At 72.7% G+C, this 20,240-nt stretch carries 22 protein-coding genes and 1 tRNA gene; 3 read left to right on the top strand and 20 right to left on the bottom strand.

What is annotated here, in order from left to right:
- Positions 1-117: 117 nt before the first annotated feature.
- Together ABZU69_RS02900 and ABZU69_RS02895 are read right to left on the bottom strand one after the other, a co-directional pair.
- Positions 118-933 (bottom strand): Bax inhibitor-1/YccA family protein, encoded by an 816-nt coding sequence (locus tag ABZU69_RS02900; protein ID WP_354962716.1) that lies wholly within the window; start codon positions 931-933, stop codon positions 118-120.
- 104 nt (positions 934-1,037) lie between these two features.
- Positions 1,038-1,121 (bottom strand) — tRNA-Leu (locus tag ABZU69_RS02895).
- Positions 1,122-1,222: 101 nt separating this feature from the next.
- Here ABZU69_RS02895 and ABZU69_RS02890 point away from each other — a divergent pair.
- Positions 1,223-3,085 carry a hypothetical protein gene (locus tag ABZU69_RS02890; protein WP_354962715.1) on the top strand — a complete coding sequence of 621 codons (1,863 nt, stop codon included), beginning with the start codon at positions 1,223-1,225 and terminating at the stop codon, positions 3,083-3,085.
- 55 nt (positions 3,086-3,140) lie between these two features.
- On the opposite strand, the gene ABZU69_RS02885 is transcribed toward ABZU69_RS02890, so the two are convergent.
- The 14 genes from ABZU69_RS02885 to ABZU69_RS02820 form a co-directional block, all read right to left on the bottom strand.
- Positions 3,141-4,472, bottom strand: coding sequence for an NAD(P)/FAD-dependent oxidoreductase (locus tag ABZU69_RS02885; protein WP_354962714.1), 1,332 nt, complete (start codon positions 4,470-4,472; stop codon positions 3,141-3,143).
- A 103-nt stretch (positions 4,473-4,575) separates the two neighbouring features.
- On the bottom strand, positions 4,576-5,139 hold the full coding sequence (locus ABZU69_RS02880) for a hypothetical protein (RefSeq protein WP_354962713.1): 564 nt from the start codon (positions 5,137-5,139) through the stop codon (positions 4,576-4,578).
- Between the two features lie 16 nt (positions 5,140-5,155).
- The gene (locus tag ABZU69_RS02875; RefSeq protein ID WP_354962712.1) at positions 5,156-6,589 is read right to left on the bottom strand and encodes a DUF58 domain-containing protein; all 1,434 of its coding nucleotides are present in this window, start codon (positions 6,587-6,589) and stop codon (positions 5,156-5,158) included.
- Complete coding sequence (locus ABZU69_RS02870; protein WP_354962711.1) at positions 6,589-7,596, bottom strand: MoxR family ATPase; 1,008 nt, start codon at positions 7,594-7,596, stop codon at positions 6,589-6,591. The genes ABZU69_RS02875 and ABZU69_RS02870 overlap by 1 nt, the downstream gene beginning before the upstream one ends.
- Positions 7,596-8,180, bottom strand: coding sequence for a hypothetical protein (locus tag ABZU69_RS02865; RefSeq protein ID WP_354962710.1), 585 nt, complete (start codon positions 8,178-8,180; stop codon positions 7,596-7,598). Before ABZU69_RS02865 ends, ABZU69_RS02870 begins: the two co-directional genes overlap by 1 nt.
- Positions 8,177-8,977 (bottom strand): DUF4129 domain-containing protein, encoded by an 801-nt coding sequence (locus ABZU69_RS02860; RefSeq protein ID WP_354962709.1) that lies wholly within the window; start codon positions 8,975-8,977, stop codon positions 8,177-8,179. Before ABZU69_RS02860 ends, ABZU69_RS02865 begins: the two co-directional genes overlap by 4 nt.
- A 20-nt stretch (positions 8,978-8,997) precedes the next feature.
- Entirely contained in the window at positions 8,998-9,711 is a 714-nt protein-coding gene (locus ABZU69_RS02855) for a uracil-DNA glycosylase (RefSeq protein ID WP_354962945.1), read from the bottom strand.
- A gap of 19 nt (positions 9,712-9,730) precedes the next feature.
- Positions 9,731-10,417, bottom strand: coding sequence for a dienelactone hydrolase family protein (locus tag ABZU69_RS02850; protein ID WP_354962708.1), 687 nt, complete (start codon positions 10,415-10,417; stop codon positions 9,731-9,733).
- 212 nt (positions 10,418-10,629) lie between these two features.
- Entirely contained in the window at positions 10,630-11,112 is a 483-nt protein-coding gene (locus ABZU69_RS02845; RefSeq protein WP_354962707.1) for a hypothetical protein, read from the bottom strand.
- 130 nt (positions 11,113-11,242) lie between these two features.
- A complete protein-coding gene (locus ABZU69_RS02840) occupies positions 11,243-12,241 on the bottom strand; it encodes a hypothetical protein (RefSeq protein ID WP_354962706.1) in 999 nt (332 codons plus the stop codon).
- Positions 12,238-12,570, bottom strand: a complete 333-nt coding sequence (locus ABZU69_RS02835) for a PadR family transcriptional regulator (protein WP_354962705.1) — start codon at positions 12,568-12,570, stop codon at positions 12,238-12,240. The genes ABZU69_RS02840 and ABZU69_RS02835 overlap by 4 nt, the downstream gene beginning before the upstream one ends.
- 59 nt (positions 12,571-12,629) lie before the next feature.
- Positions 12,630-13,142, bottom strand: coding sequence for a hypothetical protein (locus tag ABZU69_RS02830; protein WP_354962704.1), 513 nt, complete (start codon positions 13,140-13,142; stop codon positions 12,630-12,632).
- Positions 13,143-13,257: 115 nt separating this feature from the next.
- Positions 13,258-14,187, bottom strand: coding sequence for a Ppx/GppA phosphatase family protein (locus tag ABZU69_RS02825; protein WP_354962944.1), 930 nt, complete (start codon positions 14,185-14,187; stop codon positions 13,258-13,260).
- A 22-nt stretch (positions 14,188-14,209) separates the two neighbouring features.
- Positions 14,210-15,262 carry a helix-turn-helix transcriptional regulator gene (locus ABZU69_RS02820; RefSeq protein ID WP_354962703.1) on the bottom strand — a complete coding sequence of 351 codons (1,053 nt, stop codon included), beginning with the start codon at positions 15,260-15,262 and terminating at the stop codon, positions 14,210-14,212.
- Positions 15,263-15,372: 110 nt separating this feature from the next.
- Here ABZU69_RS02820 and ABZU69_RS02815 point away from each other — a divergent pair, with 110 nt between their 5' ends.
- Positions 15,373-16,242, top strand: coding sequence for a PHB depolymerase family esterase (locus tag ABZU69_RS02815; protein WP_354962702.1), 870 nt, complete (start codon positions 15,373-15,375; stop codon positions 16,240-16,242).
- Here the strand turns inward: ABZU69_RS02815 and ABZU69_RS02810 are convergent, their stop codons facing one another.
- From ABZU69_RS02810 to eno, 4 genes are read right to left on the bottom strand one after another with little or no spacing between them, the layout of a single operon-like run.
- Positions 16,243-16,785 (bottom strand): amino-acid N-acetyltransferase, encoded by a 543-nt coding sequence (locus ABZU69_RS02810; RefSeq protein WP_354962701.1) that lies wholly within the window; start codon positions 16,783-16,785, stop codon positions 16,243-16,245.
- Positions 16,782-17,339, bottom strand: coding sequence for a DUF501 domain-containing protein (locus ABZU69_RS02805; RefSeq protein ID WP_354962700.1), 558 nt, complete (start codon positions 17,337-17,339; stop codon positions 16,782-16,784). Before ABZU69_RS02805 ends, ABZU69_RS02810 begins: the two co-directional genes overlap by 4 nt.
- 34 nt (positions 17,340-17,373) lie before the next feature.
- Positions 17,374-18,015 (bottom strand): septum formation initiator family protein, encoded by a 642-nt coding sequence (locus tag ABZU69_RS02800; RefSeq protein WP_354962943.1) that lies wholly within the window; start codon positions 18,013-18,015, stop codon positions 17,374-17,376.
- Positions 18,016-18,046: 31 nt separating this feature from the next.
- On the bottom strand, positions 18,047-19,330 hold the full coding sequence (gene eno, locus ABZU69_RS02795; protein WP_354962699.1) for a phosphopyruvate hydratase: 1,284 nt from the start codon (positions 19,328-19,330) through the stop codon (positions 18,047-18,049).
- Between the two features lie 213 nt (positions 19,331-19,543).
- Between eno and ABZU69_RS02790 the strand changes: the two genes are divergently transcribed.
- The gene (locus tag ABZU69_RS02790) at positions 19,544-20,236 is read left to right on the top strand and encodes a hypothetical protein (protein ID WP_354962698.1); all 693 of its coding nucleotides are present in this window, start codon (positions 19,544-19,546) and stop codon (positions 20,234-20,236) included.
- The last annotated feature ends 4 nt before the right edge of the window (positions 20,237-20,240 follow it).

Raw genomic sequence — 20,240 nt, 5'->3', positions numbered from 1 at the left:
TCGCAGTCACTCTGCCCCGGGCGGACCGGCGGCGGCGGGCAAACGGCACGGCCGGCGCAGACGACGGCGCCCGCCCCCAGGAGCGGGGGCGGGCGCCGGTCGGCAGCGCGGACGACGTCAGTCGTCGCCCTGGAAGTAGCTCAGCAGTCGCAGGATCTCGATGTAGAGCCAGACCAGGCTGACCAGGATGCCGAAGGCGGCCGTCCAGGAGTAGCGCTGCGGCAGGCCCATCCGGACGCCGTCCTCGATCTCCTTGAAGCTGAGCACGAAGCTCAGCGAGGCGACCACGATGCACACCAGGCTGAAGCCGATCGCCAGCGGGCTGCCGTCGCGCAGGCCGGTGTTGACGCCGAACAGCGCCAGCACCAGGTTGATCAGCATGACCGCGAAGAGGCCGGTCATCACCGCGATCATGCCCTTGACGAAGGCCGGGGTGGCCCGGATGACCTTCGCCCGGTAGAGCATCGCCATCAGGAAGAAGATGCCGAAGCTGGCCGCGGCGGCCTGGAGCACGATGCCGTCGTACGCCGTCTCGAACGCCTTGCTGACCATGCCGACGAAGACGCCTTCGACGACCGCGTACGTGATGACCAGCGCCGGGTTGGCCATCCGGGAGAACGAGATGATCAGGCCGAGCACCAGGCCGACGACCGCCGCGCCGATCCAGGCGGCACCGACCAGCGCGTCGGGCACGAGCACCCAGGCGGCCGCGGCGGTGATGCCGAGGATGCCGAGCAGGGCGACGGTCTTGACCACCACGTCGTCGACGGTCATGGGCGCCACGGTTGGCGGCGCGACCGGGTAACCGGCCTGGGACGGGTACTGCTGCGGAATGCCGGGCTGTCCGTACGGCCCGGTCGGGGCGTACCCGGCGGAGCGCTCCCGCTCGGCCGCCTGGCCGAGCCGGGCGAGCACCGGGTTCGAGGTCTTCACTGTCTGGCCTCCCTCAGGGGGTCGTTTGCACGTGAACGTGCCCTCCAAGAGTAAACGGCCCGACCAACTCATGGTGATCACGACTGAGAATGCGTTCAGCCCGCTGGTGCCCGGGGCGGGGGTCGAACCCGCACGCCTTGCGGCAGCCGCTTTTAAGGCGGCCGTGTCTGCCGTTCCACCACCCGGGCGGGTGGCACCGGCGCGCCGACACGCACGGTGCAGTGTCACCGTAGCTGGTTCGCGGCGACCCGGCGTACCCCGCCAGCCTGGCCGCATTAGGGTCGATGCCGTGAGCAGCGCAGCCCCCACGGCCCCCGACGCCGCCCCTGAGCAGGCCTTCCGCCTCGCCGATCAGGTCAACCGCCAAGCCTGGGCCGTCCGGCTGCTGGCCGCCGTCCGCCGGCACCGGGGGGACCTGCTCGTCGCGCTGATCTGCACGGTGGTGGCCGGCTGGCTCACCCACGGACTGTGGCCCGACCCGGCCGGCCGGACGCTGGCGCTGAACCCCGAGGACCAGACCCTCTACGAGTGGTTCCTCGCGGTCGACGCGCGCGCGCTGCTCGGTGACTTCAGTCTGCTCACCGACCGGCTCAACGCCCCCGACGGGGTCAACCTGATGGCCAACACCACGGTCATCGCGCTCGGCATCGTCTGCGCGCCGATCACCCTGCTGCTCGGCGCGCCGGTCACCTTCGCGCTGCTCGCCGCGGCCAACCTGGCCGGCACCGCCGTCGCCTGGTACCTGCTGTTCCACCGGGCGATGCGCGCCCGGCGGCTCGCCGCCGCCCTCGGCGGAGGGCTGTGCGGGTTCGGCCCCGGCATGATCTCGCAGACCAACAGCCACCTGCACATGACCGCCCAGTGGCTGGTGCCGGTGATCATCTGGCTGGTGGTCCGGCTGCTGCGGGCGTCCGATCCGGGGCCCACGCCGCCCACCGGGTCCCGCCGCCTGGTCGCCGGGCCGGACCGGCGGCGCATGCTCAGCTCCGCGGCCGGGCTGGCCGCGGCGATCACCGCGCAGGTCTTCATCGGCGAGGAGGTGCTCTTCCTCGCCGCCGTCACACTGCTGGTGATGGCGGTCAGCTACGCCGTGGCGGACCGGGACCTGGCCCGTCGGGCGCTGCCCAACTTCGCCGGCGGGCTGGCCGTCGCCGCCGGGCTGGCCCTGCTGGTGCTCGGATATCCGCTGTGGTTCCAGTTCGCCGGGCCGCAGGGGGTCGCCGACGGGATGTTCAGTCCGGCCTACTTCTCCGCCGACCTGAGCAGTTGGTGGACCGTCTCCCCACTGTCGGTGGCCGGCAGCGCCGAGTCCGCCCGGCTGACCACCGGCCCGGCCGAGTACAACACCTTCCTCGGCTGGCCGCTGCTGCTGGTCACCGCGGCCAGCGCGATCTGGATCTGGGCGGGGCGGCGGCGACTGGTGCTCGCCTGCGTGGTCGCGGCGCTGGTGATGGGTGCGCTCTCGCTCGGCCCGGAAGTGGTGCTCGGCGGCACCAGGACGGCACTGCCCGGCCCGTACGCCCTGCTGGCCGGGCTGCCGGTGGTGGACGGCGCGCTGCCGATGCGGTTCGGCCTGGCGCTGCTCCCGATCATCGCGACGCTGCTGGTGCTGGCGCTCGACAAGGCCCTCCGGAGCACCGGTCGGGCGCGGCGGCTGGTGCCGCTGGCCGTCGTCGCGGCGCTACTGCCGATCTTCCCGACCCCGCTGCCGACGGCCGAGCGGCCCGCCGTGCCGGAATTCGTCACCGGCGGGCACTGGCGGCAGTGCGTCCAGCCCGGCGGGGTGCTGGTCCCGGTGCCGCTGCCCACGCCCAAGGAACCGTGGCCGATGCGCTGGGCAGCCGCCGCCGACGCGGGCTTCGGTCTGCCGGAGGGATTCTTCATCGGCCCGTACGGACGGGGCGGCACCGCGGCGATGGGCACCTTCAAGCAGCCCACCTCGGCCCTGCTGGCCGACGTCGCGCGGCGCGGCGACCAGCCGGCCATCGGCGACGAGCAGCGCCGGCAGGCCGCCCGGGACGCCGACTTCTGGGGCGCCTCGTGTGTGGCGCTGGCGGACGACGCCCCACACGTGGAGAGCCTGCGCGCGACCCTGGAGCAGCTCTACGGCCCGGCCACCCGGATCGCCGACGCCTGGACCTGGCGGGTCTGACCGCGTACGACAAGGGGCCCCGCCAACACGGCAGGGCCCCCTGTCGTCGATCGGGTCAGACGCGGGGGGCGCCGACGGGCTGGGACGCCTCGACGAACTCCTCGCGCGGGTCGTGCAGCTGGCCCAGGGCGACCACCTCACGCTTGAGGAAGAACGCCAGCGACCAGTCCACCACCACCCGGACCTTGCGGTTGAACGACGGGATCCGGCTCATGTGGTACGTCCGGTGCATGAACCAGGCCGGCCAGCCGGTCATCTTCACGCCGTACACCTGGGCGACGCCCTTGTGCAGCCCGAGGCTGGCCACGCTGCCGACGTGCTTGTGCTTGTAGTTGACCGGCTCGCGGCCCCGGATCACCGCCACGATGTTGTCGGCCATCCGGGCGGCCTCACGCACCGCATGCTGGGCGCTCGGCGAGCAGAAGTTGCCCGGCTCCTTGGTCAGGTCGGGCACCGCGGCGCAGTCGCCGGCGCTCCACGCGCCCTCGACAACCCGGTCACCGTCGACCACCTGAAGGGTGGGCAGGCAGGTGACCCGCCGCCGGTCGTCGCGCGGGAAGTCGGTGGCGTCCAGCATCGGCGACGGCTTCACGCCGGCCGTCCAGACGATCGTGTCGGAGCGGAAGCTGTCGCCGTCGGAGAGCTTGACCACCCCGTCGACGCAGGACTCCAGCCGGGTGTCCAGCCGGATGTCCATGTTCCGCTTGAGCAGCTGCTGCACCGTGTAGGCGCCCATGTCCCGGTCCACCTCGGGCAGCACCCGCTGGGTGGCCTCGACGAGCACCCAGCGCATCTCCTCGGGCTTCAGCTCCGGGTAGTAGCGCAGGGCGTCCCGGGCCATGTCCTCCATCTCGGCGAGCGCCTCGATGCCGGCGTAGCCACCACCGACGAAGGTGAAGGTCAGCGCCGACCGGCGGACGTCCGGGTCGGGGGTGACGGCCGCCACGTCCAGCCGGTCCAGCACGTGGTTGCGAAGGTAGATCGCCTCGCCGATGGTCTTGAACCCGATGCCATGCTCGTGCAGGCCGGGGATCGGCAGCGTCCGGGACACCGAGCCCGGGGCCACGACCACGTGGTCGTACGGGATCTCCCGGGCCGGGCCGACGATCGGCTGCACGGTCGCCACCTTGCGATCATGTTCGACACGGGTGACCGTGCCCGCCACCACCGTGCACCGCTGCAACTCCCGCCGCAGCGGCACCACGGAGTGCCGGGGGGAGATGTTGCCGGCCGCGGCCTCGGGCAGGAACGGCTGGTACGTCATGTGCGGCTGGGGGTCCACCACGATGACCTCAGCCTCACGGGAGCTGAGCTTCTTCGACAGGCGCAGGGCGGCATAGAGACCGACGTGCCCGGCACCCACCACAAGGATCCGCTTCGGATTCACGTCATCTATCTTTCCCCGGTCGGCTCAGGTAATCCCGCTCGCGCCCCCCATCTGTGACGGAGCACAACCCCTGTGACCTGGATAACCCTGGTCGACACACAATCTACCTGCGTCGCAGGAGCCAGCCCAGCAACGCTGCTATCCCCACCGCCACGAGTAACCCGAGCACGGTGACCCACTGGTGGCCGCTCTCCCCACCCAGGCCCGCGACCTGCAACAGCAGCACCCCCAGCACGGCGGTACCCAGCAGCACCGCGGCCGCCCGCAGCAGCCAGCGCGTGATCAGCTCCGGGTCCACCACCGCGTCGTAGGGCAGCAGCGCGGCCAACGCGCAGAGGGTGTGCCCCAGGTAGAGCAGCGCGGCGAGAGCGAGCAGCCGCCAGAGCGCCACCGGCCGGCCGTAACCGTCGGTGGCGAGTAGCCAGCCGCCGACCATCACCAGCGCCGCGAAGGTCGGCCAGACCCGACGCGGACCCACCGCGGGCAGCAGCGCGGCCACCGCCAGGAAGCCGAGCGGCCGGCCGGACAGCACCTCGGCGGGGAACGCCAGCGCAAACCCGGCCAGCACGGTGACGAAGATCCCGGCCCGAACCATGAGCGGGGCGGCGCTGATCCGGGCGAAGGCGTCCTGGGCCGCCCTGACCCGCCCGGTGACGGCGTCGATCATCTGTGCCCACCCCCGCTCACCGGGCACCGACCCTCGGGGCCATCGCCAGCCGCGCCACGTCCCGCAGCACCTGGTCGAGGCTGCCGGCGCCCGCCCAGCGCACCACGGGCACGCCGTGCTCCCGGAGCTGCCCGATCATGATTTCCCGGTCCAGCCGCCACAGCCGGTACGCCACCTCGGCCCAGCCCCGGTCCTTCGGCGGCGTCAGGTCGGTCGGCAGCGTGTCGACCGCCACCACGAACCGCCCGGCGCGGGCCAGCCGGGCCAGCATCTGCGCCGACCGCTCGTCCAGCAGCGGGGTGAGCACCACCACCAGCGCGTCCGAGGAGAGCAGCTGCGGGCCGAACACCTGGTCGTACGGCTCGTGCTGGGAGGCCTGGGCGCGTACGTCGAGCAGCCACTCCAGCACGGTCAGGTACTGCCGGCGACCGGCGGCCGGGCGCAGCCGCCGCGCGGCCGGCCCGTACTCCAGCAGCGAGACCCGGTCGCCCCGGTGCAGGTAGTGCTCGGCGATCGCGGCGGTGGCCCGCACCGTGGTGTCCAGCACCGAGGCGGCGCCGCCCACCCCGCCCGAGCGGCCTGCCTCGGCGAGCACGTCGAGCAGCACCACCACCTCGGCGTCCCGGTCGGAGAGGGTGGACGCCACGTGCAGTTGCCGGGCGCGCAGCGAAACCCGCCAGTCGATGCGGCGCAGCCGGTCGCCGGGCGCGAAGATCCGTACGCCGGCCAGCTCGCCGCCCTCGCCGGGCCGGCGGGAGTGGTGCGCCCCGACCAGGCCGGCGGCTCGGGGCATCGCCTCCACCGCCTCGAACGGTTCGGTTCGCGGATAGACCCGGACCCGGACCGGCTCGGTGATCACCGCCCGGGAGACCAGCAGGCCACCCGCCGTGGCGATCCGCGCGCCGGCCGGACCGACCGGGTGCCGACCCCAGCGCAGGGCCCTGCCGGCCAGGCCGAGGTCCACCGCCGTCGCCCTGGGCACCGACGTCACGAACGGCCGATCGGCGACCGAGCGCCCCGCGCCACCGGCCGGTGCGGCACCACCGTTGTGCGTCGCATCGTCGTGCGACCCGTCGAAGGCGAAGCCGGCCCGCTCGATCCGCAGCCACGGCGAGACCCGGGACCGCACCACCACGAGGTCGTAGTCGACCGTGTCCGGGTTGCCGACGCTCACCGCCGCCGTCACCGCGCCGCCCTCGACCATCGGCCCGTCGTCACCCGGGGTGATCCACACCTGCGGTAGCGCGGAGGGTCGGCGGCGCAGCGCGTACGCGGTGCCGAGCGCGAACGGGGCGGCCAGCACGATCAGGTCGACCCGCCCCAGCAGCACCCCCGCCACCAGCAACAGACCGGCGAGCAGCACCGCCCGGCCGAGTGCCCAGGTGGGCGCCCAGCCGGTGGCCGGTTCCGGCTCGGCGGATCTCGGCGCGGGCACGGTCGGTCCGGTCATCAGCGCCGGGGCCCGCCGGCGGCGTAGCTGGGCAGCGCGCCGCTGGCCGGGGCCGGAGTGCCCTCCAGCACCTCGCCGACCACGAACGCCGGGTCGACCCGCCGCAGCCACATCTCCGGGCGCAGGGTGATCCGGTGGGCCAGCGCGGGCGCCGCCACCTCCTTGACGTCCTCCGGCACCACGTAGTCCCGGCCGCCGAACACCGCACGGACCCGGGCCAGCAGCAGCAGCGCCAGCGAGCCCCGCGGCGACGCGCCGACCAGCACCGACGGGTGCTCCCGGGTGGCCGCGGTGAGCGCCACGATGTAGCGGCCCACGGAGTCCTCCACCACCACGTCCTCCAGGGCCGCCTGCATCGACCGCAGGGTGGCCGCGTCGACCACCGGCTTGATCTCCGCCTCCTCGCGGCGGCGGCTCATCCGGCGGCGCAGCACCTCCCACTCCTCGTCGTGCTCCGGGTAGCCGAAGGAGACCCGGAGCAGGAACCGGTCCAGCTGCGCCTCGGGCAGCGGATAGGTGCCCTCGTACTCGATCGGGTTGGCGGTGGCCAGCACGTGGAACGGCTCGTCCAGCTTGTAGGTCACGCCCTCCACCGAGACCTGCTTCTCCTGCATCGCCTCCAGCAGCGCGGACTGGGTCTTCGGGGGCGTCCGGTTGATCTCGTCGGCGAGGAGGAGGTTGGTGAAGACCGGGCCGGCCCGGAAGGTGAAGTCGCCGTTGCGCTGGTCGTAGAGGAACGAGCCGGTGACGTCGGCGGGGAGCAGGTCCGGGGTGAACTGGAGCCGGCGGAAGTCCAGCCCGAGCGCCTGGGCGAACGAGCGCGCGGTGAGCGTCTTGCCCAGACCCGGCAGATCCTCCAGCAGGACGTGCCCACCGGCCAGGATGCCGGCGAGGACCAGCTCCAACGCGTCCCGCTTGCCGACCACGACGGTGCCGACCGCGTCCAGCACCGCCCGGGCCAGACGGCCGACCTCGGCGGCGGGCATGCTCGGGTCCACGTCGTTCATCAGATCTGCTCCAGTTCGGCGACGATCACCGCGAGGTCGCGCGGCGACGGGGGGCGGCGGGGCGGGTTTTCCAGGAACGTCCACAGCCGGTCGCCCAGCAGGACACGGGCGCGGCCCGGGTCCGACTCACGGGTCACGCCGTGCTTCAGGCGCATCCGCTCGTCGGCGAGTTCACCGATCCGGGGCAGGACCACGCTGGTGAAGCGTTCGGGTCGCGTCGTGGACCAGTCGAGTGGCCATTCCCAGCGGTTGATCGCGGTGCGCAGCGCGTCCCGGGAGCCCCAGTTGTAGCTGCCGTCCTCCTCGCCCGTCGTCATCCGACCGCTCGGCGGCGGCGGGGGTGGCGGCGCGAGCAGGCCGGTGACCCGGCGGACCGCCAGCACGGCGAGCACCCCGGCGATCAGCACGGGCAGGGAGACCTGGAGGCCGATGGCGCGCAGCCCGGCGACGAGCACCGCGACCAGGGCGGCCGCGATCGCGAGCGAGCGCAGCACCAGGCGGGCCGGCCCGCCCCGCGACTGCGGGTCGGCCGGTGCCGGTTCCTCCTCGAAGGCGAGCAGGTCGTCGATGCTGGTGGTGCTCAAGCAGGCACCTCCTGGCTGGGGGCCACCGCGGCCAGTTCGTGGCGCAACCGGCGCAGCGCGGCTCGGGCCTGGTCGCGGGTGCGTTCGTCGACCGGGCGGGTGGCGTACCGGGCCTCCCGGTAGACGTGCGCGAACTCGGCCAGCACGTCGGCGCTGACGATCGCCGGCACCCCGGCCGACGGGTCGCCGCGCAGCAGCCGGGTGACCAGGTCGGTGGGAGTGTCACCGGGCCGCCGGGGAACACCGGCGGTGGCGGCGGCCTCCTCCAGGCGTACCCAGCAGGCGATCACCGCGACCCGGGGATCGGTGTCCCGGTCGTCCAGCTCCACAAGGCCGGCGTCGAGCGCGGCGACCACCTCGCGGGCGGTGCCTTCGGCGGTACGCCGGCCCCGCTGCGCCGGCAGTGCCCGGGTGGTACGGCGCACCGCGCCGCGCACGAGGATCCAGGTGAGGTAACCCAACACGGCGGCGATGGCCAGCCCGAGCAGCACCATCGCCACGGTGGCGATCCACTGCGGGATGTGCGCCTGGGTGGCCTCGCCGGCGTCGCGCGGCTCCACCGGAATCGACGACGATGGCTCCGCCGTCGGGTACTCGGGGACCCAGGGGACGTTCTCCGCGGCCGGGGGGATCCGGCTGGCCCCGATCGACGAGTGCGCGGAGGCCAGCGCGGCCCCGGCGAGCAGAACGGCGACCGCACCCACCGGCCACCACCGGCGGAGCAGGCCGAACACCTGGCGCAGCACCCCGGGCTCGTCGGCGGGGTACGGCGTGGGCGGGCGCGTTCCGTCCGTCATGGCCACCGCCCCACGCACTCTCAGTCCACTCCGGCCAGCTGCCTGGCCCGGCCGAAGACGTCGTCCAGCATCCCTGGTGTCAGCCGCCCGGTGAAGGTGTTCTGCTGGCTGACGTGGTAACAGCCAAGCAATTCCGGTGCGGCCGTGCCGGACCAGTGTGCCCCATGGCCGAACCTCGGTCGCGGGCTGGGCGGGCGCTGCCCGTACACCTGGTGCAGCACCGGCCACCACGCCGCCCAGGCGAACGCGCCCAGCGCGACCACGACGCGCAGGGTGGGCCGGATGAGCGCGACCTCGCGGTGCAGCCAGGGCGCGCAGGTGTCCCGCTCATCCGGGGTGGGCTTGTTGTCCGGCGGCGCGCACCGGACGGCCGAGAAGATGCGGGTGTCGCGCAGAGCCAGCCCGTCGTCGGCGGCGACGCTGGTCGGCTGGTTGGCCAGCCCGGCCCGGTGCAGGGCGGCGAACAGCACGTCACCCGACCGGTCGCCGGTGAAGATCCGGCCGGTGCGGTTGCCACCGTGCGCGGCGGGCGCCAGGCCGAGGATGGCGATCCGCGCGTCGGCGGCGCCGAAGCCCGGGACCGGCCGTCCCCAGTACTCCTGGTCACGGAAGGCGGCCCGGCGTGTGCGGGCCACCTCCTCCCGCCAGCGGACGAGCCGCGGGCAGGCGAAACAGTCGCTGACCGCCGCGTCCAGATCGGCCAGGTCGGTCGCCCGCGCGGCGCGGGCGACCACCTGATCGGGGGTACGCGACTCAGCCAAGCTTGGCCCGGAAGAGTTCCAGGGTGCGGGCCCAGGCGCTGGCGGCGGCGCGCTGGTCGAACGCCTCCGGCCGGTCGTCGTTGAAGAAGGCGTGCGAGGTGCCTGGGTAGTCGTAGAGGTGGCAGGTGCCGCCGGCCTCCTCGATGGCCCGGCGGGCGGTCTGCACGCCCTCGGCGGCCGACGTGCCGTCCTCTTCGGAGCAGTGGATGACGGCGGACTTGCCGGCGTAGTCGACCCAGTCGGGGCGCATCGACTCCCAGGGCAGCACGGGGTAGAAACCCACGCTGGCGACGATGCGCTCGGAGAGCGTCGCCGACCAGAGAGCCAGGCTGCCGCCGGCGCAGAAGCCCACCGCCCCTACCTTGCCGGTGACCTCCGGTCGGCCGGCGAGGTAGTCGGCCGCGCCGGCGATGTCCTTCGCCGCCTCGTCCATCCGCATGGCCATCAGCAGCCGCTGCGCCTCGTCCGGCTCACTGGTGGTCTCACCGTGGTAGAAGTCCGGGGCGAGGGCCACGAAGCCGGCCTCGGCGAACCGGTCCGCCACCGACCGGATGTGCGGGACCAGGCCCCACCACTCCTGGATGACGATGACGGCGGGGCTGGCGACGCCGCTGGCAGGTATCGCGAGATACCCCTCGCTCATGCCCCCGTTGCTGCGGTAGCTCACCATCTCGCCCATCGGCCCGTCCTCCTAGCGGTCAGTCATCGTTGGCTGGTCGCCCAGTGGTCCTACGTGCCGGTAGCCTGCCATGCCGCGCCGTCGCCGGGGAAGACACGGGAACAGTGGCATTCACCTCCCGTTCGCCGGGTCGTGACTCCGCGTACGCCGACGGCGGCGGGGACCGTTCCCCCACCGCCGTCGGTGCCGTTGCCCTGCTGCTGACGCTCCGGTCAGGCCTTCTTGGTCAGGCAGAGCAGGTAGCCCGTCTTGCCCGGCTCGATGCTGTAGAAGACGTACCCCTCCTCGCCCTCCTTGAGGTACTCGTCACACGCGGTGCCGGCCTTGGCCTGCGCCTCGGTCTGCCCATCAACGCGACCGACCACGTTGTACGCCGCGTCGGTGGAGGTGCACTCGACGACCTTGGCGCCGTCGACCTCCTCCTCCTCGGTGCCGGTGACCTCGGGCAGCTCGGCGATGCAGTCGCCGGCCTTGGCGTCGGCGGTCTCGTCCTTGTTCAGGAAGTTGCCGATGGCGCTGGCGACGCCGAACTTCAGGCCGGCGATGACGACGAACACGAGGATCGCGCCGATGATGCCGAGGGCCTTCTTTGCACCGGGCTTCTTCGCCTCCGGCTCGACCGGCGACGGCGTCTCGACGGCCGGCTGGGGCGGCGCGACGTCGGACGCGGGGGGCGGTGCAACCTGCTCTGACACGGGGGTTCCTTCCGAGGGGTTGATGAGCAGACGACACCGTAACGATCATTGATTTCCGGCGTCGTCCCGCTCGCCTCGTCCGTTCAGCTATTTCCCAGCTTCGTATGCATGATCCAATTCACATCGTCGTTCATCCCGTCGCGGTGGGGATCGGTGTGCCGGTCGGCGTCGCGGTCGGACCCACCGTCGGCCCACCGGTGGCCGTCCCGGTCGGCTCGGGCGTCACGGTCGGGGCCGTCGTCGGCGGCGCGGGCGGGACCGTCGGCGCCGGCGCGCCCGGAGCCCGGGGGCCGAAGGGTGCCTGGTCCGGGCAGTACGGGTACGCCCGCAGCAGCGGCTTGCCATAGACGTCGGCGGGGTCCGCGCAGTCCGGGTAGCCGAGCCGGATCGGGTCACCGTTCTGGTCGAAGAGCCGGGCGTTCTCCACCAGCCGGCCCTCGCGGTCGTAGACGAAGACATCCCGGACCTGGCTGTACTGGCTGTCGACCGAGGTCTGGTCGTAGTAGTAGTCGCTGTAGCCGAGCCGATCCTCGGCGTTCGCCAGCGTGGCGAGGGCGAAGAACACGAGCACCAGGCTGCCGGCGTGCAGTGCCCAACGCGGCCAGCGGGTCAACCGCTCGGAGCGGCGGCCGAGCCAGATCGAGGCGAGCACGAGACCGACCAGCATGATCAGGCCGCCGAGCAGCTCTCCACCGAACCGGGGCAGCAGCCCGAAGCCACCACCAGTGGTGATCATGGTGATCAGCATCGCCGCCAGGTAGCCGCGCAGCACCCACCAGCCGGGACGCAGCAACCGGAGGAAGTCGCTGGCCGTCTCGTACCCCAGCGGTGGGCCGAGCCGGGAGTCGATCGAGCGCAGTCGCCTGCGGGCCCGGACCACCGCGGTGGCGACCCGCTGGTCGAGGTTGCGCCCGCCGCCCGGTGCGCCGGCCGCGGCGCGCAGCTCGGCGGCGTACGTCTCGGGCTCCCCAAGCCGCTCGACGAGGGTGCCGCCGGCCTCGGCGGCCACCTCGGCGAGGTGATCGGCCAGATCCTCGGTCAGCTCGTCGCGCTGGGTGGGCGGCAGGTCGGCCAGCGCCGCTCGGACCCGCGCGACATAGTCCGTGATTTCCTGCCCCGTGACGGTCATGCCGCCATCCCCCGATCGTCGAGCAGACTGTCCATGGTGGTGGCGAACGAGCGCCAGAGCTTGCCGGAGCGGGTCAACTGGTCGCGCCCGGCCGCGTTGAGTGCGTAGTACTTGCGGTGCGGCCCGGATTCGCTCGGCACGACGTAGGTGGTGAGCAGGCCGGCGCCGAAGAGGCGGCGCAGCGTGCCGTAGACCGAGGCGTCGCCGACCTCCTCCAGCCCGGCCTCGCGGAGCCGGCGCAGGATGTCGTAGCCGTAGCCGTCCTCCTCCCGGAGCACGGCCAGGACGGCCAGATCGAGCACGCCCTTCAGTAACTGTGTGGTGTCCACGCACTGCACACTACTGTGCAATGCGAAATAGCGTCAACGATTCAGCCTCGTTCGCCCCATCAGCATTCGTTCTCTCCCCGATGCGCGAACTCCTCGAGGGAGAGAACTTCCTGCACCTCCTCGCCGCGGACGATGGCGGTGACCAGGACCGATCCGGACGCCAGTTCGGTCAGTTCGCCGAGGCGAAAGCTCACCCGGTGCGTAGTGAAGCTGCTGTCGTCAGCGACTCCGTACATGTCGAAGGCACCGTCCGGGTCAGCAATCGACTCCGGTGGGAAGCCATCCAGGGGCACGGTGGTGGGCGAAGTCGCGGCACGTGGCACGGTGAAGTTCCGCCCCGGCCACTTCGGCCACGGCGTCGCCCGACCCGACGGGGTCGCCCGACCCGACGGTTTTGGCGACGTCGACTCCCTGACGGAGAAGAGCACCACGACGTCGGGCGGCCGGTCCGAACACCAGGCCAGCGCCGCGAGCGGGCGGCCAGCGGCGTCAACGGTCAGGCCGGTGATGCCCTTCCTCTCCGGCGAGCAGGAGGTCAAACCGCCGAGTACGAATGCCGCCACGGCCAGCACAGCAGCCGCCCGGCGCGTCGTCCGCGCTTGAAGGCCCATCCTCCGACGGTCACAGCTCAGCGTCGACTCAGGGCCTCAGCGTCGTCACAGTTCGACGACGATCAGTGTGATGTCTTCACTGAAGACTCCAGGCGATGCCGTCGAGGATGTCGTGCTCCGAGGCGACCACCGACGGCATGCCGGCCCGCTCCATGATCACGCGGAGCACCAGCGCACCCGCGCCGATCACGTCGGCCCGGCCCGGATGCATCACCGGGATCGCCAGCCGCTGCTCGCGGGTTCGACCCAGCAGGTCGGCCGTCACCTCGGCCACCGCTTCGTAGGAGACCCGGGCGTGGTGGATCAGCTCCGGGTCGTACTCCCGCAGGCCCTGGGCCACGGCGACCACGGTCGTGACCGACCCGGCGAGACCGACCAGCGTGGCCGCCTCCCGGCCGGGCACCGCCGCGAGCGCCCGGTCCACCGCCGCCACGATGTCGGCCTGCGCGGCGGCGACCTGCTCCGGCGTCGGCGGATCGCCCGGCAGATGCCGCTCGGTCATCCGGACACACCCGATGTCCACCGAGATCGCGGCCCGCACCCCGCCGGCCCGGTCACCGACCACGAACTCGGTGGAGCCGCCGCCGATGTCCACGACCAGGAACGGCTCCTTCGCGTCCGCGGGAAGCCCCCGCACCGCGCCGGTGAAGGACAGCCGCGCCTCCTCGTCACCGCTGACCACCTCGGGCGCGACCCCGAGGGTGCGCCGCACCATCTCGGTGAAGTCGTCGGCGTTGGCCGCGTCCCGGGAGGCCGAGGTGGCGCACATCCGCACCCGCTCCGCACCCAGCTTCTCGATGTCGGCGGCGTACGACGCCAGTGCCACCCTGGTCCGCTCGATCGCCTCCGGCGCCAACCGGCCGGTCCGGTCCACGCCCTGCCCCAGCCGGACGATCTCCATCCGTCGGGTCAGGTCGGTCAGCGGCGCCTGCGGCCCGGCCGATGGGTCGGGCAATCCGGCGACCAGCAGTCGGATCGAGTTGGTCCCGCAGTCGATGGCCGCCACACGCGTCGTCACGGCAGCAACCCTACGGCAGGCCAGGCGGTCGCCCGGCGGGTTGTCCAGCCGAAGGCCACACCGCGGAGAGGTCCGACACCGACGACTCCGAGCCGGCGACCAGCAGGTGCGCGCCGAGCGGGGTCAGGTGGTGCCGGACGGCCCCGCCGTCCCGCTCGCTGGCGATCAACCCGGCCGACCTCAGCGCGCTGGCGTGCTCCGACGTCGAGGAGAGGCTGATCCCGACGGCCCGGGCCAGCACCGTCGTGGTCAGCCCGCCGTCGTCCGCGAGCCGGCGGAGCACCAGCGCCCGAGTGGTGCCGAGCAGCCGCCCGAGGGAGTCGACCCCCGCGGAAGCGGCCCGGCGCGGCATCGGCACCGGGTAGACGAGCAGGATCGGCCGACCCGGCTCGACCAGCACCCGGGGGCGGGGACCAGCCAACGGGGAGGGCAACAGGATGAGCCCGTGCCCGGTGCCGGTCAGCTCCCCGTGCCACCAGGTCCGCACCTCCAGCACCGGCTCCCGCCACCGGATCGCCGGGTGCAGACCGTCGAAGAGGCTGGCCAGGCCGTGCCGCGCCAACCGCTGGCTGGCGCAGATCACCTGCTGGCGATGCGCCGCCACCAGATCGGGCCAGTGCGGTGCCAGGACGGCCTCGAACCAGGTGCGCACGGCCCCGCCGAACAGGTCCAGCGTCTCCGGGTCGGCCGTCGCGAACCGTCGCCGCAGCGGGCTGGCGGCCACATAGGCGTACGCGGCGGTAACCTCGGCCCGGACCCGGCGCGCCGGAGTGGCCCGGATCGCCTCGAGACCGGCCGTCACCGACTCCAGGCCGTCCAAGGGGGTGACGAAATCCGGCAGGCTCCCCCGACCGGGCAGGAGGTGCCGCAGGATCGCGGTGGCGGCCTGGGCGACGCCGGCGGCCTCGACAACCCCTGCCTGCTCGGCCAGGGACGGCGCCATCACCGCGACCGTGGGATCACGCAGCCACTGACCGGCCAGCAGCGCGGTCCCGACCGGGTGCAGCCGGTCGGCGAGCCGCACCCGGCACAGATCCGCCGGCCCGAGCTGGAGGCGAAGCATGGGGACAGCCTGCCTGCCTTCGGCCAGGACCGAAAGGGTTGATCCGCACGCCGGCCGCCTCCAGTGTGGACGTCGGGATCGACGGGGGGTGGGCCGGCGTGCGTCGGACGATGGCAGTGTTGACGGGGCTCTGCCTCATCGTGGCCGTCGCGGCCTGCGAGCGGGGGCAGCCCTCGTCGACCCCGCCAGCCGCACCCTCCGCGTCACGCCCAGCGCCGGGCGATCACCGGCTCACCCTGAAGCACAACGGGCTGGACCGCGCCTACCTGCTGCACGCACCAGACGGGTACGACCCGAGCCGGTCGCCCGCACTGGTCATCGCGCTGCACTTCTATCCCGGAACCGGCCCCTCCCTGCGGGAGCTGACCGGCCTGGACGCCAAGGCCGACAAGGACAACGTCCTGGTCGCCTACCCCGACGGGCAGGGTGGCGGCTTCAACGCGCTGGTCTGCTGCGGCAAGGCCGACGACGTCGGCTTCCTCAACGCCCTCACCGACCACCTCGTGCAGACCTGGCGGGTGGACCCGACCCGGGTCTTCCTCACCGGCATCTCGAACGGCGCCGACATGAGTTTCCGGACGGCGGTGGAGGGTGCGGGCCGGTTCGCCGCGATCGGGGTGGTCAGCGGCGGGTACAGCGGTCCCCTGACCACGGACGACGACTACGTACCGAAGAGACCGGTTTCGGTGATCACCTTCATCGGCGCGCAGGACCGGTACGAATCGGTCTTCCAGGCGGGCATGCGGACCTGGCAGCAGCGACTCCGGTGCAAGCCCAGCCCGAAGGCGTCCGGAGTGCCGGGGGTGACCCGGACCGTGGCCGGCTGCGCGGACGGCAGCGAGGTCAGCGTCTACACGATCGCCAGCATGGGCCACAGCTGGCCGGGAGCGACAACCGGTCAGCTCGCCGCACCCACCGCGGGTCTGTCGGCCACCGACCTGATGTGGGAGTTCTTCGCCGCGCACCCCCGCAAGGCCTGACTACAGCCGCAGCAGCATCCGGGTGTTGCCCAGCGTGTTCGGCTTCACCCGCTCCAGGTCCAGGAACTCCGCGACACCCTCGTCGTACGAGCGCAGCAGCTGCTCGTAGACCGGCTGCGGCACCGGCGCGCCGTCGATCGCCTGGAACCCGAACGAGGCGAAGAACCGGGTCTCGAAGGTGAGCACGAAGATCCGGGCCACGCCCAGCTCCCGAGCCGCGTCGATCAGCTCACCGACCAGCCGGTGCCCGATCCGCTGGCCCCGGCAGGACGGATCCACCGCGACGGTGCGGATCTCGGCCAGGTCCTCCCACATCACGTGCAGCGCGCCGCAGCCCACCACGGCGCCGTCCTCGGCGCGGACCGCCACCCGGAACTCCTGCACGTCCTCGTAGAGGGTGACGGTGGCCTTGCTCAGCAACCGCCGGTCGTCGGTGTACGTGTCGACCAGCCGCCGGATGCCACGCACATCCCCGGTACGGGCCCGCCGCACCAGTATCTGGCTCTCGGCAACCGGTGCCGACGACCCGGCGTCCGCGCTCATTCGCCCGCCGGCACGTCCACGCACGGGCCGGCCGTCCACCAGGGTTCGACCAGCGCCAGCGTCTCGTCACCGAACGGGTTCACCCCGGGGCCGGCACCCAACGCGTGTCCCAGGTGCACGTGCAGGCACTTCACCCGGCCCGGCATGCCGCCGGCAGAGATGCCGGCGATCTCGGGCACCTCGCCGATCGCCTCGCGACGGGCGAGGTAGTCCTCGTGCGCCGCCCGGTAGTGGGCGGCCAGCTCGGGATCCGTCGTCAGCCGGTCGGCCATCTCCTTCATCAGCCCGCCCGACTCCAGCCGGCTGCACGCCGCCGTGGCCCGCGGGCACGTCAGGTAGTACAGCGTCGGGAACGGCGTGCCGTCGGCGAGGCGGGGCGTCGTCTCCACCACGTCCGGCAGACCGCACGGGCAGCGGTGCGCCACCGCCCGGGTCCCACGGGGCGGGCGGCCGAGCTGCGCGCCCACCGCGGCCAGGTCGGCCTCGGTGGCCGGCTCGCGGTGCGGCAGGGGTACGGAATCCGCCGCCGACTCCGGCGGTGGTGCGACAGTCACGGTGCCCATCTCTCCTGGTGCGCTGGTCGGTGGTTCACTTGCCCGGCTGCTGGCTGTCCGCCGCCTGAACGCTCGACCAGAGCGTGTCGTACCAGGTCACCGGACCGGCCGGGGCCGCCGGTCCGGCCGACTTTCCGGCGTCCCGGGCAGCGCCCTCCGGGTCGTGGAGCACCACCATCATCTTCTCGCCCGGCCGGCCCATGAAGAACCGTTCCCGGGCCTGGGTCTTGATGTACTCGTCGTCCTGCCATTTGGCGGCCTCGGCGGCGAGCTTGCCGATCTCTTCTTCCTGCGCCGCCTGGGCGGCCTCCATCCGCTCGATGTCAGCCTGCTGGTCCAGGTAGACCCGGACCGGGTAGGTGTAGGCCAGAGCGAGCGCGATCAGGACCGCGAACAGCACGGTGGCCCGGCCGGTGAAGCGACGGGGGTGGGGTGCGGCGAGGCGTTTGACGGCACCACCGGCGGCGGTACGCCGAGCGGCGGCCGGACGGTTCGCGGAGCGGACCCCCTCGGCGCCCCGGGCCGCGCCCGGCGCCCGACCAGCGGTGCCGCGCGGCTCGGCGCGTACGCCTGCCTCGCGGACCGATCCCCGTGTGGCGCGGCCGCCACCCGGCCGACCGGACTGACCCGGCCGGCGGGCGGGGCGCTGACCACCCGGTGTGCGGCGCTGCTGCATCGTCACACCCCTCCCCCGAGGCTTCCGCGTCTCAGGCCGAACGGTAGCGCGGGAACGCGCCGACGCCGGCGTAGCGCGCCGCGTCGGCCAGCTCCTCCTCGATCCGGAGCAGCTGGTTGTACTTGGCGACCCGGTCCGAGCGGGCCGGCGCGCCGGTCTTGATCTGGCCGCAGCCGGTGGCCACCGCCAGGTCGGCGATGGTGGTGTCCTCGGTCTCGCCGGAGCGGTGGCTCATCATGCACTTGAAGCCGGCCCGGTGGGCCAGGTCCACCGCGTCCAGGGTCTCGGTCAGCGAACCGATCTGGTTGACCTTGACCAGGACCGCGTTCGCCGACTTCTCCGCGATGCCACGGGCGATGCGCTGCGGGTTGGTGACGAACAGGTCGTCACCGACGATCTGCACCCGGTCGCCGATCGAGGCGGTCAGCGTCTGCCAGCCGCTCCAGTCGTCCTCCGCCAGCGGGTCCTCGATCGACACGATCGGGTACTCGTCGGCCAGCTTCGTGTAGTAGGTGCTCATGTCCTCGGCGGACTTCGCGGCACCCTCGAAGGTGTAGGTGCCGTTGTCGAAGAACTCCGTGGCCGCCACGTCGAGCGCGAACACGATGTCGCTGCCCAGCCGGTAGCCGGCCTTCTCGACCGCCTCGGCGATCAGGTCCAGCGCCGCGGCGTTGGTCGGCAGGTTCGGCGCGAAGCCACCCTCGTCGCCGAGCCCGGTCGACAGGCCCTTCTTCTTCAGCACCGACTTGAGCGCGTGGTAGACCTCCGCGCCGGAGCGCAGCGCCTCACGGAAGGTGGGCGCGCCGATCGGCGCGATCATGAATTCCTGGATGTCGACGTTGGAGTCGGCGTGCGCGCCACCGTTGAGGATGTTCATCATCGGCACCGGCAGGAGGTGCGCGTTCGGGCCGCCCAGGTAGCGGAAGAGGCTCAGCTCGGCGCTGCCGGCGGCGGCCTTCGCGACCGCGAGGGACACGCCGAGGATGGCGTTCGCGCCCAGCTCCGACTTGCTGTCGGTGCCGTCGATGTCGAGCATCTTCTGGTCGATCAGCCGCTGCTCGCTGGCCTCGTACCCGATGATCTGGTCGACGATCTTGTCTTCGACGTTGGAGACCGCCTTCTCCACGCCCTTGCCCTGGTAGCGGTCGGCGTCACCGTCGCGCAGCTCGATCGCCTCGAAGGCGCCGGTGGAGGCGCCGGAGGGCACGGCGGCGCGGGCCACCGTGCCGTCGTCCAGGCCGACCTCGACCTCGACCGTCGGGTTGCCCCGCGAGTCGAGAATCTCCCGGGCGACGATTCCCTCGATGGTTGCCACTGAGTCGCTCCTCGTTGTTGTGATCCGGTCCGTGGGTGGGCCGCGACGGTGCGGCTGAGGCAGGTGTTGAACGCAGCGTATCGGGCCACGGGAACGGGCACGGCGTCGCCCGCGTACCCGAGCCGCCCCACGGTGACGGACATTCCCGGATTTCCGGGCCTCAACCGGCAACGGGTTTGCGCTGCGCGGACCCCATCCACCAGGCTGGTCGCCATGCCCGCCGCCTCGACCACCCTCCGCATGCTCGCCGTGTCGGTCATCGCGTCGCTCACGGTCACCGGCTGTCAGACATTCGAGGACGCCGGACGCGCCATGGGCCGCTCCGATCTGGTCAACGACCTCGCCGTCCGGCTCGACCGGGCGCTGGAGCTGACCTACTCGGCCGAATACCAGCTCCCCGGCGGAGAGACCGCCGCGATCGTGCAGGCGCAGGATCCGGCCCGCTCCGCGTACAGCTACCCGGGCGGACGACTCACCGTCACCCCGGACGGCGTCACCCGGTGCACGACGACCGACGGCCGTACGGCGTGCACGCTGGTCACGCCACCCACCCCGGGCAGCAGACCCACCGTCGCGCTCTTCGCCGAGGCGAACCAGCAGGGTCTGGTCACCCCGCCGGTGGTGGTCGGGCTGCTGACCGCCGCCGCGCTCGACCCGCAGGCGGTCATCGAGCAGAGCGACACCACCGTCGCCGGGCACCACGCCACCTGCGTCGAGGTGCAGCGGTCGGACGGCGACCTCACGGCCTGCGTGACCACCGACGGCGTGCTCGGCAGCTTCACCGGGGCTGTCGACGGCAAGCCGATGGAGCTGGCGCTGAGCAGCTACTCCGAGACGGTGGCGAAGGACGCGTTCGACCCGCCCGCCAATGCCAGCGTGGTGGACCAGCGGCCGGGCGGGTCGTGACCGA

It is taken from the genome of Micromonospora sp. NPDC005206 (genome assembly GCF_040608175.1).
Taxonomy (GTDB): domain Bacteria; phylum Actinomycetota; class Actinomycetes; order Mycobacteriales; family Micromonosporaceae; genus Micromonospora.
Note: the sequence above shows the minus strand (reverse complement) of the source record. Positions and strands in the feature narration are given on the sequence as shown.